This window comes from Sphingobium xenophagum NBRC 107872, from assembly GCF_000367345.1.
In the GTDB taxonomy this organism is placed as follows: Bacteria; Pseudomonadota; Alphaproteobacteria; order Sphingomonadales; family Sphingomonadaceae; genus Sphingobium; species Sphingobium xenophagum.
Genome location: NZ_BARE01000030.1, coordinates 28,734 through 42,103 on the forward strand (window position 1 = coordinate 28,734; position 13,370 = coordinate 42,103).

A 13,370-nucleotide genomic window follows, 5' to 3' on the forward strand; every position below is an offset into this window, starting at 1 on the left:
CGCATGAGCCGCACGATTTCCCGCCAGCCCATCTTCCCCTGGCGTTATGGCATGTTCCTGGCGCTGCTGGTGACGGCAGCGCCGCTTGGCCTCTGGCTGCGCTGGCATGAAGCGGTGATGGCGGGTTTCGACATCGCCGCGCTGGCCTTCATGGTGTCGGTCGTGCCGTTGATCCGTGCCGATCCTGCCGCCATCCGGCGCAAGGCGCAGGCGAATGACGCCAATCGCGAGTTGATGCTGTTGCTGACCGGGATCGTCAGCCTGGTCATATTGGTCGCGGTCGGCGTGGCCGTGAGCCAGCATGGCGGGCCCAAGGCCTGGGTGGTCACGTTGCTGCTGGCGACGTTGCTGGTCGCCTGGCTATTTTCCAACCTCATTTACGCGATGCATTACGCCCATATCTTCTATCGGGCGGACAAGGGCGGCGGCGACTGCGCCGGGCTGGATTTTCCGGACACGAAGGAGCCGGGCTATTGGGATTTTCTGTATTTCGCTTTCACGCTGGGCATGACGTTCCAGACGTCCGACATATCCATCACTGACAGCGGCGTGCGGCGCACCGTATTGTTTCAGTGCCTTGCCGCCTTCCTGTTCAACCTTGGCATATTGGCCTTTACCATCAACGTGCTGGGCGGCTGAGCCAAATTCAAATCCGGCCCATCAGGCGGCCGTGTCGATCGGGCCGCGTCGCCCCTGCGACTGGCTTTGCTTGGCGGAGCGGGGCGCCGAATCGTCCAGTCCCATATGCCGTACCGTCCTCCACCATTCGGGCAATATCGGCTTGAGCACCGAAAGGCTGCCGCTGCGGGGCGCGGCGTACCAGTCGTCACCGACACGCTGGAAACGCCAGACCGGATCGCAGTTGAGCGGCACACGCTCAAACACGGGTTGACCATTGGCGCTGCCAAGGGCCGGGACTTCCTTCAACTGGGCAGGGACGTTGCGCACGCTGCCATCGGGAAATCGCACCGCAATCGTCATCTCCTGTCTCCATTGCCGAAGCTTAGGTTGAGATAACGCACTGAGATAAAAAGGGTTCATGACCTTGCTGCAGGTTAAGATGATTCCTGTCGGCCGACGCGCGCCATGCCTTTCACCGCTTGCTTACCCTTTTGCGCTAGAGCAGCGACCATGCGCGATTCCGTCGATCCCTGCCCCAAATCCGCCGTCAGCCACGGCGTGGGCATCGCTGGCCTTGTCGGCCTTGGCCTCTGGACGCTGGTGGCGCGCCATTATGGCATGGACGGCCCCAATGCCGGGCTGGCCGCGGTCGTCGCCTGCGGCCTGCCAATGGTGCTGTGGTCGCTGATGGTGGACAAGGTGCATCGCAACGCATCGACCGGCATCGACTGGCGTGGCCCGGCGCGTCCCGTGCGCGAGGTGCTGGACATCAGCATCGTCAAGATTGCGGGATTGTGGGCGACCTGGCTTGCCATCGCGATCTGCTATTGCATCGCGCGCTGGTACTGGAACGGCAACTACCGATTTTCGATGGATCTGTTCACCGCTGCTGCGCCCTGGCTGCTCGCTTTGTCCATCCCCTACATCATCTGGATCGACCGGCGGCTGGTGCACCCCAAGGACGCTAGTTACAGTTTTGGCCAATGGGTGATCGGCGGCGCGGCGGGCGCGCCCGACATGCGCCAGGTCGCCCACCATGCCCGCGCCTGGACGGTGAAGGGCTTTTTCCTGGCTTTCATGGTCTCCATCGTGCCCGGCAATTTCGCCAATGTCGTCGACTGGCGGATCGAGGAGGCCTTCGCCAATCCCGTGGCGATGGCCGGTTTCCTGATTGCGTTCATGTTCATGATCGACGTGTGCCTTGCCACGGTCGGCTATATTCTGACCTTCAAGCCGCTGGATTCGCATATCCGCACCGCCAACCCCTATCTGGCGGGCTGGGTCGCGGCGTTGATCTGCTATCCGCCGTTCGTGCTGATGGGGGGCGGGGGACCGCTTGATTATCATGCGGGCGGGGCGGAATGGGACTATTGGACGCAAGGGTCGGGCGTGCTGCAATGGGCGCTGGGTGGATGGCTGGTGCTGCTGACCGGCATCTATGCCTGGGCGACGGTGGCGTTCGGCCTGCGCTTTTCCAACCTGACCCATCGCGGCATCCTGACGCACGGTCCCTATCGCTGGACCCGGCACCCGGCCTATCTGGCGAAAAATCTGTTCTGGTGGTTTTCGGCGCTGCCTTTTCTGAGCGTGTCCGGGTCCATGACCGACATAGTGCGCAATTGCGCGATGCTGGCGCTCACCAACGCGGTCTATTACTGGCGCGCCCGGACGGAAGAACAGCATCTGTCCGCCGACCCCGACTATCGCGCCTATAGCGACTGGATGGAACGCAACGCGCCGGTGCCGCGCATCTTTGCGTGGGTGACGGGACGCAAGCGCCCCGCCGCCACAGTGATTCAGGCAGCCGAATAAGCAGCCCTTATCGAGCGATCAGAAGCTTTCTTCCGCATAGACTTTGCTGACGTCGCCGCCCCATTCGCCATGATAGCGGTCCAGCAGCCGTTCGGCGTGGGTCTTGCCGGACGACACGACCTCTTCCAGATCGGACAGATAGCCGGTTTCATTGTCGCCTGCCGTATTGAGACGGGCGCGGGCGGCGAGGCCTGAACGCGCAATGTCGAGCGCGGGACGGGCGATGTCGCGCAGCGTGCGGCCCTTGCCGACCGGCGCATCGAGGCCGAGGCGCGGCACGGAATCGCGCAATATCTGGCGATCTTCCATGCTCCAGTCCTTGACCAGATCCCAGGCGGCGTCGAGCGCGCCCTGATCATAGAGCAGGCCGACCCACAGCGCGGGCAGGGCGCAGATACGGCCCCAGGGTCCGCCATCGGCGCCGCGCATTTCAAGGAAGCTTTTGAGCCGCACTTCGGGAAAGGCGGTGGAAAGATGATCCTCCCAATCCTTCTCCGTGGGCTTTTCGCCCGGCAGGACCGACAGTTCGCCGTTCAGGAAATCGCGGAACGACAGGCCCGAAGCGTCGATATATTTGCCGTCGCGATAGACGAAATACATCGGCACATCGAGCGCATAGTCGGCATAGCGTTCATAGCCAAAGCCGTCTTCGAACACGAAGGGCAACATGCCGGTGCGCTTGGGGTCGGTGTCCGACCAGATATGGCTGCGGTAGGAGAGGAAGCCGTTGGGCTTGCCTTCGGTAAAGGGCGAATTGGCGAACAGCGCGGTGCCGAGCGGTTGCAGGGCGAGGGAGACGCGGAACTTCTTGGCCATGTCCGCTTCGCTGCCATAGTCCAGATTGGTCTGGATGGTGCAGGTGCGCAGCATCATGTCCAGCCCCATGGAGCCGACGCGCGGCATGTGCCGCAGCATGATTTCATACCGGCCCTTGGGCATGATCGGCAGGTCTGCGCGCGTCTTGTCGGGCCACATGCCCAGGCCCAGAAAGCCCAGGCCCAGCATGTCGCCGACATATTTCACCTGTTCCAGATGGCGGCCGGTTTCGGCGCAGGTCTGGTGAATATTGTCGAGCGGCGCGCCGGACAGTTCGAGCTGCCCGGCCGGTTCCAGGCTGATCGTGCCGTCGGCGCCGGACAGGGCGATGATATTCTCACCCTCGAACACCGGGTTCCAGCCATAACGGGTCAGGCCGATCAGCAGCGTGTGGATGCCGCCCTTTTCCTCATAGGAAGGGGCGTGATGATCCCTGCGGTTATAGACGAATTTCTCGTGCTCCGTGCCGATGCGCCAGCGATCCTTGGGCTTTTCGCCCTTGGCAAAGGCCGCGATCAACTGGTCGCGGCTTTCGATGACGGGATCTTCACCCGCTGAGTCGGTTCTGGTGCTCATGCCCCGCCCTTAATGCTTCCCCTCGGCCGGTCAAACAGCGACTGGCGTTGATCAGATAGGGCCTGTCTATAAACGGTTCAATCCAATAGCGAAATGAAACTTAGTGCCAGTCCCCGTTCAGCGTCATCCACGCGGCCGTTGCGGCGATGGCAGCGGTTTCGGCGCGCAGGATGCGGGGACCGAGCGAAACCGCCACGGCGCGCGGGTGGGCGCGGATCGCTTCGCGTTCGGCAGGATCGAATCCGCCCTCCGGCCCGATCAGGAAAGCGGCGGGACCGGGGTGGGCGGCAAAGGCCGCGGCCAGCGGTGCGCCGCCGGTTTCATCGGCAAAGAATAGGTGACGGTCCTGCGGCCAGTCGCGCAGCAACGCATCGAGCTTCACCATCGCGGCAAGATACGGCAGGCTGGTGCGGCCGCATTGTTCGGCGGCCTCGACCAGATGGGCGTGCAAACGATCCAGATTGAGCTTGTCCACCACGGCGCGGCGAGTGAGGACCGGCTGGAGCTTGGCCACGCCCAGTTCGCACGCCTTTTCCGCGATCAAATCTATCCGGCCCTTCTTGATCGGGGCGCAGCAGAGCCAGAAATCCGGGACGGATTCGGGCGGTCGCGTCTGGCGGATGCATTCCAATATCAGGTCGCGCTTGCGGATGTCGCGGGCGCGGGCGGCCCATTCGCCCGACCGGCCGTCGAACAGCAGGACGATATCGTCGGGCTTCACCCGCATGACGCTGATCAGATAATGGGCCGGATTGCCATCGACAGGCACCGACACGCCATCCCCCAACTGGGTTTCGACATGCAGACGCGGCGCGCTTTGCGGCGGCCAGGCGGGAGTTGCGGTCATGATGCGCTTTCCGTTCGACGAAACTTGCCCGGAGGCTATGGGAGTCTTTAGAGAAGAACGGGGCTTCGACAAGTCGGCCCGAATGGAGTGCGTCAGTTGAGCCAGACCATCGTTCCCGACAGCCAGGCGCGTGGGCTGCTGGCGCGGCTACCGGACACCCCGCGCGCGCTGGTGCAGATGGCGCGGTTCGACCGGCCCATCGGCTGGTGGCTGCTCTTCTGGCCGGGGGCCTGGGCGGTGGCGCTGGCGGGGGGCGGCTTTGCGCGCTGGCCGCTGATACTCTGGCTGTTGGCGGGGAGCATCGCGATGCGCGGCGCTGGCTGCGTATTCAACGATATCGTCGATCGCGATCTCGACCGCAAAGTGGCGCGCACGGCGGCGCGCCCGCTGGCGAGCGGCACGATGACGCTGCGCACGGCCTGGCTGTGGCTGGTCGCGCTATGTCTGGTCGGGCTGATCGTGCTGCTGCAATTGCGCCTCTATGCGCAGGTCGTCGCGCTGGCGTCGCTGGCGCTGGTCGCGGCCTATCCCTTCATGAAACGGATCACCGGCTGGCCGCAAGTCTGGCTTGGCCTCGTCTTTTCATGGGCGGCGCTGGTCGGGTGGAGCGAAGTGATGGGCGCGCTGACGCTGCCGGGAATTTCACTCTATGCCGGAACCATTTTCTGGGTTGTGGGCTATGACACGATCTACGCGCTGCAGGACCGGGAGGACGACGCGCTGATCGGCATTGGTTCCAGCGCCCTATCCATGGGGCGGCACGTCCGGCTGGGCGTGGCGCTCTGCTATCTGTGCGCGCTCGGCCTGTGGAGCGGGGCGATCTGGCAGGTGCGGCCCCAGATGCTGGCGCTGGCCGCATTGCTGCCGGTGGCGGTGCATCTGCTGTGGCAGGTCGCCACCCTGCGCGAGGATGGTCTCGATCCACTCGTCAAATTCCGATCCAACCGCTTTGCCGGACTGCTGATGTTTCTGGGATGCCTAGTGGTCGGCAGCGCATGAGCGCGCCAATTGCCGGCCCCGTCGCCGGAGAGGATTGCTGGCAGATCGCACGGGCAACGCGCGCCAGCACGATCATCGACGCCGATGCCTATTTCCGCCATGCCCGTGCGGCGATGCTCAAGGCGAAACGGCGGATCATGCTGATCGGCTGGGATTTCGATGCCGCGATCAGCCTGGTGCGCGAGGATGAGGTCCATGATGGCGCGCCGGTGGTGATCGGCGATTTCATCAGCTGGCTGGTGGACCGTACGCCGGATCTGGAAATCTTTCTGCTGCGCTGGGATGTCGGCGCGATGAAGTCGATGGTGCGGCCGACCAACCTGTTCACGACGCTCAAATGGATGGCCCATCCGCGCGTGACGGTGAAGCTGGACAGTCATCATCCGCCCGCTGCCTCCCACCATCAGAAGATCGTGGTGATTGACGATTGCTTCGCCTTTTGCGGCGGCATCGACATGACCGGCGACCGATGGGACACGCGCCATCATCGCGATGAAGAACCGGGTCGGCTGCATCCGGACGGGTCGCCCTATGGCCCCTGGCACGATGCGACCACGGCGCTGACCGGACCTGTCGCCGCGGCGCTGGGGGAACATGCCCGCAATCGCTGGGTCGGGGCGGGCGGCGATGCGCTGGCACCGGTCGAGGGGGTGGAAGATTGCTGGCCCGACCATCTGCCGGTGCAATTCACCGATGTCGATGTCGCCATTTCCCGCTCTGCGCCCAAAATGGACGATCAGGAGGAACTGATCGAGATCGAGCGGCTCTATTGCCACCAGATCGCAGCGGCGCAGCGTTGCATCTACGCCGAAAGCCAATATTTCGCGTCGCGCCGCATTGCCGAAGCGATCGCCAATCGGCTGGACGAAGCGGACGGGCCGGACATCGTCATCATCAATCCGACCCAGGCGGACGGCTGGCTGGAGCAGCAGGCGATGGATTCGGCGCGGGCGCGTCTGTTCGAGGCTTTGAAGGCGCGCGACGTCCACGGGCGGCTGCGCATCTATCATCCCTTCACGACGCGTGGCGTTCCCATCTATGTCCACGCCAAGATCCTGATCGTCGATGATCGACTGATCCGGGTCGGTTCATCCAACATGAACAACCGCTCGATGCGGCTGGACACCGAATGCGACGTGACGATCGATACCGCGCTGCCCGCCAATGCCGGCTGGCAGGACAGGATCAGGGCGATCCGCGACGATCTGATCGCCGAGCATCTCGACCTGCCGGTGGAGCGGGTGGCGCGCGTCGTCGCGCAGCGCGGGCTGGTCGCGGGGATAGAGGAAATGCGCCAGAAGCCCGGCCGGACGCTGCGCCCCTATGAGACGCCGGATCTGAATGACGTACAGGCGTGGCTGGCCGACCATGAGGTGCTGGACCCCGAAGGACCGGACGAAATGTTCGAGCCGATCAGCGAACGCGGCCTGTTCCGGCGGATGAAGGGCTGGTTAGGGCGGGTTAAGGATTAAAGGCCGAGCGCCTTGCGCAGTTCGGCGTTGATCCGGCTTTGCCAGCCCGGCCCAGTGGCGCGGAAACCGTCCAGTACGGCAGCGTCGAGGCGAAGGGTTACCTGTTGTTTGGGGGCGTCCGATTTGGGGCGGCCGGGACGGGTCAGCGTGCCAGTGGCGGGGCGGATAACCCTATCGCCGATGCGAAATTCCGCTCGGTCAAATATCTCCTCCGTCCATTCGGGAATGTCATCATCATCCCAATCTGCGGGCAAAGGCTTTCTGCTCTCGGTCATTGCATTTCCTCATGGAGATGACCCGGATTCCACCATCAACCGGCGTCCAGACCACCGTAATTAGCCTGTCGTTCATCAGGCCATAAGTCTGAAAACGCGGCTCAACATAGTCATATCTATCGTCCTCCACCGTGTAGGACGGACCGTCAAAAACCTGCGCGGCATCAGCGAAATCCAATCCCCGTTCCTGTAGGGTTTTCAATCGCTTTGCCGGATCGAAGCTCAATTCCATTTTCATGCCCCTAGAACGTAGTTACGCGACGCGCTCCAGGGTGGACAAAAACGCTTTGCCATTTTGCATAACTACAGAAATTCGTCAAGAATTTTTGTAACTACAAAAATCACTCGGCCGCCAGCAAGGCTTCGGCGCTCTGAAGGTTGACCGAAACGAGGCGGCTGACGCCGCGTTCGACCATGGTGACGCCGAAGAGGCGGTGCATCCGCGCCATGCTGACGGCATTATGGGTGACGATGAGGTAGCGGGTCTGGGTCTGGGCGACCATGGCGTCGAGCAGGTCGCAGAAACGTTCGACATTGGCGTCGTCCAGCGGTGCGTCGACTTCGTCGAGCACGCAGATCGGCGCGGGATTGGTCAGGAACAGGCCGAAGATCAGCGCCACGGCGGTCAAAGCCTGTTCCCCGCCCGACAGCAGGGTAAGCGCAGCCAGCTTCTTGCCCGGCGGCTGGGCCATGATCTCAAGCCCCGATTCCAGCGGATCGTCACTGTCGATCAACTCCAGATGCGCCTGACCGCCATTGAACAGGGTGGTGAAGAGGCGGCGGAAATGGGCGTCGACCGCCTCGAACGCGGCGAGCAGGCGCTGGCGGCCTTCGCGGTTGAGGCTACCGATCGAGCCGCGCAGGCGATGGATCGCCTGGGTCAGTTCCTCGCTTTCGGCGCGGCTGCTGGCCTGCACCTGCTCCAGTTCCTCCAGTTCCTGCGCCGCGACGAGATTGACCGGGCCAATCCGCTCGCGATCGGCCGTGAAGCGGTCATGGTCGGCCTGTTCGGTCTGGGCGAGGCGGATGTCGGCGCTGGCAAAGCCCAGCTTTTCGGGCAGGAGGGGGGGTGGGCATTCGAAACGTTCGCCCGACAGCCGATTGGTTTCGATCCGCCGATCATCCGCGGATTCGGCGCGGGCCGTGGCGGTGGCGCGCGCTTCGCGGGCAGCGGCGAACAATTCGCCAGCCTGTGCGGATCGCTGCTCGGCCTGGCGCAAGGCGGCTTCGGCGTCCTGCTCGGCATGGCGGGCAGCATCGGCGGCGGCGGTCAACGTCGTGCCCTGATCGTCCAGCGCGGCGATGGCCTGCGCCAGCGCGTCGGGCTGGCCCGCGATGGCGGCGCGTTCGGTGGCTATCTCGTCGCCGCGTGCGACCATCGAGGCGATGCGTTTGGCCGCTTCGCCCGCGCGGGCGCGCCAGCCCTTGATCTCCGCATCGGCAGCGGCTTGCCGTTCGCGGTCGCTCGACAGGGCACGGTCGGCCAGGGCCTGATCGGCCTGTAGCTGGCTGACGATGGCGCGCGCCTTTTCGCTCGCCTGCGCCAGCGTGGCGACCAGAGTGCGCGTGTGCGCGCCGTCGGGCATGGCGGCGCGGGCTGATTGCGCGCTGTCATGATCGGCGCGGGCGGCATCGGCATCGCGCCGCGCCTCGGCCAGTCGCTCCTCAATCCCTTCGCGCCGCCCGGCCAGCCGTTCGAGCGCAGTGGTCGCCTCGTCTGCGCTGCGCAGCGCGATCCGCAAGTTCTGATCGGCCTGGGCAAGCTGGGTGCGGCCGCTGGCGAGGGCTTCGCTGGCAGCCTGTTCGCGCGCCTTGGCCTGCTGCTGGTCGGTGCTGGCGGCATCGACCTGCGCCTGGACGGCGGGGCGGTTCGCGGCGATCGCCTCCAGCCGGTTGAGCCGGATCAATCGTTCCGCCGCCGCAGCCCCGCCTTCCATCGCCACATAGCCGTCCCAGCGGCGCAACTGGCCATCGCGCGTGACGAGGCGCTGGCCCACGGCAAGGGGCTGGCCCTCATCCCTGTCGGAGACCGCAATCTGGGCCAGACGGCGGGCGAGTTCGGGCGGGGCGGTGACATGGGCGGCGAGTGGCGCGCAGCCGTCGGGCAGTATGGGGTCGTTCGTCAGCGATGGCGCGCCGGCCCAGCGGCGCTTGCCGTCGGGGGCGATCGGCGCTTCCAGATCGTCGCCCAGCGCGGCGGCCAAAGCGCGTTCATAGCCCGGCGCAGCCTTGAGCTGATCGAGCGCACGGGTACGACCGCCGGGACCGCTGTCTACCGCGCGTTTGAGCGCAGCCGCTTCGCTGTCGAGCGCGGCGAGTGCGGCGCGCGCGGCGGAAAGTGCGCCTTCGGCAGAGGCACGTTGCTCACTTGCCGACTGACGCGCGGCTTCGGCGGCATGGATCGCGGCTTCGGCGGCATCGCGGGCGGCGCTGGCCTCTTCCTGCGCAGCGATGGCGGCGGCGCGCTGTGCTTCCAGCGGTGCGGGGTCGGGCAGGGCGGCGGCTTCGCCGCTCAAGCGCTGAACGTCGCGTTCCGCGCGCTCCAGCCGGTTGCGCGCGGCCACCAGCGCCGCTTCGGCGACGCGCAGTTCGGCCTGTTCGCCTGCCTGCTTCGCCATCGCCTTGGCCAGATCCAGTTCGGCGTCGCGGGCGCTGTCCTCGGCGCTGGCGATGCGGCTGGCGAAATCGGGGCGCAGCTTTTCGGTTTCGGCGATGCGCGCCTTCAACGTTGCGATTTCGGCGGTGAGGCGCGCGATCGCGTCGGCGGCGTCATTGGCGAGCGTGCCTTCGCGTGCGCGATCCTCGTCCAGCCGGGCGGCCTGCTGGGCCAGATCATGCAGCCGCCGCACCACGCCGTCGCGCTCGGTGCGCAGCGTGGCGAGGCGATGGCCAGCCTCACTGGCGTCATCGCGCGCGCGTTGGGCGGCGGCGCGACGCTCGGCCAGCGCGGCCAGCGCGGCTTGGGCATGCGCGGCGGCAGCGAGTTGCGCGTCCTGCGCGGCGGCGACGGCGGCCTCCGCCTCTTTCGCCTGCGCGCGGGCGGCTTCGGCGCTGGCATGGGCCTCACGCCAGCGGGCGAAAAGGGCGCGCGCTTCGGCGACCCTGATCTGATCGGACAGGCGGATATAGCGTTCGGCGGCGCGGGCCTGACGACGCAGGGCATTGGTGCGCGCGTCCATGTCGAGCAATATTTCGGCGAGCCGGGCAAGATTGGTTTCGGCCGCGCGCAGTTTCTGCTCGGCATCCTTGCGCCGGACATGCAGGCCCGCAATCCCGGCCGCTTCCTCCAGCATGGCGCGCCGTTCCTGGGGCCGGGCGGCGATGACGGCGGCGATTCGGCCCTGGCTGACCAGCGCCGGGCTATGCGGGCCGGTGGCGGCGTCGGCAAAGATCAGCGACACATCCTTTGCGCGCACGTCGCGGCCATTGGCGCGATAGGCGCTGCCTGCGCCGCGCTCGATCCGGCGGGTGACCTCCAGTTCGCCGTCCGGGCCTATATCCACGGCGGAAAAAAGCTCACCCTGTTCCTGCACCGTCAGCAGCGAGACTTCGGCAAAATCGCGTTGGGGCCGGGTCGCGGTGCCTGCGAAGATCACATCCTCCATGCCGCCGCCGCGCATGGATTTGGCGCTGGATTCGCCCATGACCCAGCGTATGGCTTCCAGCAGGTTGGACTTGCCGCAGCCATTGGGGCCGACAATGCCGGTCAGGCCGGGTTCAATGCGCAATTCGGTCGCATCGACGAAGCTTTTGAAGCCGGAAAGCTTGAGCCGCTTTATCTGCATTTCTGTTGTCTGCGCCAAGGCCGCAATGCGGCGCAGAACAAGGCCGCGCAGGGGAGGCGTGCGGCCACCCCTGCCTTCAAGCGCTCAGGCGCTGATGTCCGCCCCCCGACGCGCAATCAGATGCCTGCTTCCTTGAGCTTGGGCTGAAGCGTCGCCCAGTTGGCGACATTGTCGACCAGCACGCCGTTGATCAGGAAGCTGGGCGTGCCCGTGATCTGATACTGGCTGTTGGCTGTTTCGACGCCCTTGGCCAGCTTTTCGGCTGCCCCGGTATCGGCCAGACATTGTTTCGCCTGATCTTCGGCAATGCCGCGCTGCTTGGCGAAATCGATCAGGCCCAGCGCACCGGCCAGCCGGCCGAAACGCTGTGCCGGCGGGGCGCTCATCAATGCCTGATAGGGCTGGTCGCCCAGAGCCTGCGCCTTTTCGAACATCGCGTTCTGGTTCGCGAAAAACTGTTCGGACAGGGGATAGAAGATGTCCTTGCCGCCGCAACGGGCGAGCAGCGCGGTCGAAATGTCGATCGGGTCGCGGACATAGGTGCGGAATTCAAAGCTCATCTTGCCGGTATCGACCAGCTTCTTGATCTCCTCCGACGCTTCGACGGAAAAGTCGCGGCAATGGCTGCAGGTGTAGGAGCCATATTCCACCAGCTTCAGCTTGGCCGCCGGATTGCCCATGACGAAATAGCCCTCTGGCGTCGCCGCGATGGTTTCCGACCAGCTGGTGCCCGCTGGCGGCGCGACGGCGGCAATGGCTTCGCCCTTGGGCGCGGTCCCCTCTTCGCTCTTGCCGCAGGCGGCAAGGGTGAGGGACAGGGCGATAAGGACGACACCGGACAAGGCTTTCACGACGGGCAAGGCTCCGATTATGGGCGGGTTGACGGCTTTATTAGATCAGCGGGCGACAGGGGGCAATGCAGCCTGGAGCTTGCCCCAGTCCGATCCGGCGACCAGCGCGCCGTTGATGGTGAAGCCGGGCGTGCCGTTGATCTTCACCTTGTTCCATGCCTCGTCGGTCATCGCCATGACCTGCTTCATCGCCATGGGGCTGGCGATGCAGGCATTCAACTGGGCGGGCGTGTAGCCGCGCTTGGCCATCAGCGTGTAGAGGCCGGTTTTCTGGCCGATGTCGCGCAGCGCCGCAATCTGTTCGGTCGGCTTCACCGCGTCCCGATCATAGGCAAGCAGCTGTTCCATCCACGCATCCTGATTGGCGAACAGCGCTTCATGATTGCCCATGAAGCGCGCCGGGCCGCCGCAGCGGGCAAGCAGCGCGGCGGTCAGGTCATATTTGTCGCGCACCGCGTTGCGCACTTCGACGCTGACCTTGCCGCTTTTGACATAATCGGCCTTGAGCGGGGCGCTCGCTTCGCCGACGAAATGGGCGCAATGGCTACAGGTGTAGCTGACATATTCTACCAGCTTGGTAGGCGCGGCGGGATTGCCCATGGCATGGCCGCCGATCGCCGAGACGGTGACGCGGTCAACCCAATTGGCGGCGGGTGCGGCCAGGACGGCGACGGGGAGGGCGAGAAGGGCGAGGGAAAGCAGCTTTTTCATGAGCCAAGTCCAGTTAATGACTGGTGCTGAACGCCAGCCGAACGATTATCCGATTTTGGGCAGGCCGCTGCTGTTGGCAAGTCCCTGCGCCAGCGATTCCAGCACCGTGCGCAATTCCGGGTCGCCAATGTCGCGCAGCGAATCGCCCAGTTCGACCGGAATGGGCTTGAGATTGCGGGGCGGCGGGCGGCGCTCGGCGGGGCTGGGCATGATTTCGCCCTGTCGCATCGCCACTTTCGCCACGGCGGCATAGCCGAAAAAGCGGTTCACCCGTTCGATGATGTCCGGCACCATGTGCTGGACCATCGGCGCATGGCCGCTCATGACAGTGAGTTGCAGCGTGCCGCCAGCCTTTTGCCCGACCGGGAAGCGGATCGATTCGGGTGCGGAAATGCTGGCATAATGGCTGCCGACGATTTCCGACCAGCGGGTGACGATGCTCGACTGGACGAAGCCGAACTTGCGGAAGGCGGCGCGGCCAATGTCGGGCATCAGATCGGCGATTCGCCGCGATCCGCCGACGCGCGGCCGCTCCGCCGCAGGAATAGCGCGACTTTTCACTTTGGGTGTCGGGGGGCGTTCCGTCATGGGCCGCACCATGGCAT

At 65.1% G+C, this 13,370-nt stretch carries 13 protein-coding genes; 4 read left to right on the plus strand and 9 right to left on the minus strand.

Annotated elements, in window-relative coordinates; all coding sequences use genetic code 11:
* The first annotated feature begins 3 nt into the window (after nucleotides 1-3).
* Nucleotides 4-639 (plus strand): DUF1345 domain-containing protein, encoded by a 636-nt coding sequence (locus tag SX1_RS13625; RefSeq protein WP_019053440.1) that lies wholly within the window; start codon nucleotides 4-6, stop codon nucleotides 637-639.
* A 21-nt stretch (nucleotides 640-660) separates the two neighbouring features.
* Here SX1_RS13625 and SX1_RS13630 read toward each other — a convergent pair whose 3' ends face one another.
* Nucleotides 661-981 (minus strand): hypothetical protein, encoded by a 321-nt coding sequence (locus tag SX1_RS13630; protein ID WP_019053441.1) that lies wholly within the window; start codon nucleotides 979-981, stop codon nucleotides 661-663.
* Between the two features lie 150 nt (nucleotides 982-1,131).
* Between SX1_RS13630 and SX1_RS13635 the strand changes: the two genes are divergently transcribed.
* Nucleotides 1,132-2,433, plus strand: coding sequence for a methyltransferase family protein (locus SX1_RS13635; protein ID WP_019053442.1), 1,302 nt, complete (start codon nucleotides 1,132-1,134; stop codon nucleotides 2,431-2,433).
* A gap of 18 nt (nucleotides 2,434-2,451) precedes the next feature.
* Here the strand turns inward: SX1_RS13635 and SX1_RS13640 are convergent, their stop codons facing one another.
* Both SX1_RS13640 and SX1_RS13645 read right to left on the minus strand, forming a co-directional pair.
* Nucleotides 2,452-3,825 carry a glutamate--cysteine ligase gene (locus SX1_RS13640; RefSeq protein ID WP_019053443.1) on the minus strand — a complete coding sequence of 458 codons (1,374 nt, stop codon included), beginning with the start codon at nucleotides 3,823-3,825 and terminating at the stop codon, nucleotides 2,452-2,454.
* Nucleotides 3,826-3,925: 100 nt separating this feature from the next.
* A complete protein-coding gene (locus SX1_RS13645) occupies nucleotides 3,926-4,672 on the minus strand; it encodes a 16S rRNA (uracil(1498)-N(3))-methyltransferase (RefSeq protein ID WP_019053444.1) in 747 nt (248 codons plus the stop codon).
* A gap of 96 nt (nucleotides 4,673-4,768) precedes the next feature.
* Here SX1_RS13645 and ubiA point away from each other — a divergent pair, with 96 nt between their 5' ends.
* Both ubiA and SX1_RS13655 read left to right on the plus strand, forming a co-directional pair.
* Nucleotides 4,769-5,671: a 4-hydroxybenzoate octaprenyltransferase gene (gene ubiA, locus SX1_RS13650; RefSeq protein WP_019053446.1), complete on the plus strand. Its 903-nt coding sequence runs from the start codon at nucleotides 4,769-4,771 to the stop codon at nucleotides 5,669-5,671.
* Nucleotides 5,668-7,143 carry a phospholipase D-like domain-containing protein gene (locus SX1_RS13655; protein ID WP_019053447.1) on the plus strand — a complete coding sequence of 492 codons (1,476 nt, stop codon included), beginning with the start codon at nucleotides 5,668-5,670 and terminating at the stop codon, nucleotides 7,141-7,143. The genes ubiA and SX1_RS13655 overlap by 4 nt, the downstream gene beginning before the upstream one ends.
* Here SX1_RS13655 and SX1_RS13660 read toward each other — a convergent pair.
* The 6 genes from SX1_RS13660 to SX1_RS13685 all read right to left on the minus strand — a co-directional run bounded on the left by SX1_RS13660 (nucleotide 7,140) and on the right by SX1_RS13685 (nucleotide 13,353).
* A complete protein-coding gene (locus SX1_RS13660) occupies nucleotides 7,140-7,397 on the minus strand; it encodes a BrnA antitoxin family protein (protein WP_017182940.1) in 258 nt (85 codons plus the stop codon). The two genes, SX1_RS13655 and SX1_RS13660, sit on opposite strands and share 4 nt — an antisense overlap.
* On the minus strand, nucleotides 7,378-7,650 hold the full coding sequence (locus SX1_RS13665) for a BrnT family toxin (protein WP_017182941.1): 273 nt from the start codon (nucleotides 7,648-7,650) through the stop codon (nucleotides 7,378-7,380). The genes SX1_RS13660 and SX1_RS13665 overlap by 20 nt, the downstream gene beginning before the upstream one ends.
* Nucleotides 7,651-7,759: 109 nt before the next feature.
* Nucleotides 7,760-11,203, minus strand: coding sequence for a chromosome segregation SMC family protein (locus SX1_RS13670; RefSeq protein ID WP_019053448.1), 3,444 nt, complete (start codon nucleotides 11,201-11,203; stop codon nucleotides 7,760-7,762).
* Between the two features lie 116 nt (nucleotides 11,204-11,319).
* Entirely contained in the window at nucleotides 11,320-12,054 is a 735-nt protein-coding gene (locus tag SX1_RS13675; RefSeq protein WP_026149766.1) for a thioredoxin domain-containing protein, read from the minus strand.
* Between the two features lie 45 nt (nucleotides 12,055-12,099).
* Complete coding sequence (locus SX1_RS13680; protein WP_017182944.1) at nucleotides 12,100-12,765, minus strand: thioredoxin domain-containing protein; 666 nt, start codon at nucleotides 12,763-12,765, stop codon at nucleotides 12,100-12,102.
* A gap of 45 nt (nucleotides 12,766-12,810) precedes the next feature.
* Entirely contained in the window at nucleotides 12,811-13,353 is a 543-nt protein-coding gene (locus tag SX1_RS13685) for a DUF721 domain-containing protein (protein WP_026002354.1), read from the minus strand.
* Nucleotides 13,354-13,370 lie beyond the last annotated feature (17 nt).

Coding starts and splice junctions, on each gene's coding strand:
- SX1_RS13625 (WP_019053440.1), top strand. CDS start 4: ATGAGCCGCACGATTTCCCGCCAGCCCATCTTCCCCTGGCGTTATGGC.
- SX1_RS13630 (WP_019053441.1), bottom strand. CDS start 981: ATGACGATTGCGGTGCGATTTCCCGATGGCAGCGTGCGCAACGTCCCT.
- SX1_RS13635 (WP_019053442.1), top strand. CDS start 1,132: ATGCGCGATTCCGTCGATCCCTGCCCCAAATCCGCCGTCAGCCACGGC.
- SX1_RS13640 (WP_019053443.1), bottom strand. CDS start 3,825: ATGAGCACCAGAACCGACTCAGCGGGTGAAGATCCCGTCATCGAAAGC.
- SX1_RS13645 (WP_019053444.1), bottom strand. CDS start 4,672: ATGACCGCAACTCCCGCCTGGCCGCCGCAAAGCGCGCCGCGTCTGCAT.
- SX1_RS13655 (WP_019053447.1), top strand. CDS start 5,668: ATGAGCGCGCCAATTGCCGGCCCCGTCGCCGGAGAGGATTGCTGGCAG.
- SX1_RS13665 (WP_017182941.1), bottom strand. CDS start 7,650: ATGGAATTGAGCTTCGATCCGGCAAAGCGATTGAAAACCCTACAGGAA.
- SX1_RS13670 (WP_019053448.1), bottom strand. CDS start 11,203: ATGCAGATAAAGCGGCTCAAGCTTTCCGGCTTCAAAAGCTTCGTCGAT.
- SX1_RS13680 (WP_017182944.1), bottom strand. CDS start 12,765: ATGAAAAAGCTGCTTTCCCTCGCCCTTCTCGCCCTCCCCGTCGCCGTC.
- SX1_RS13685 (WP_026002354.1), bottom strand. CDS start 13,353: ATGACGGAACGCCCCCCGACACCCAAAGTGAAAAGTCGCGCTATTCCT.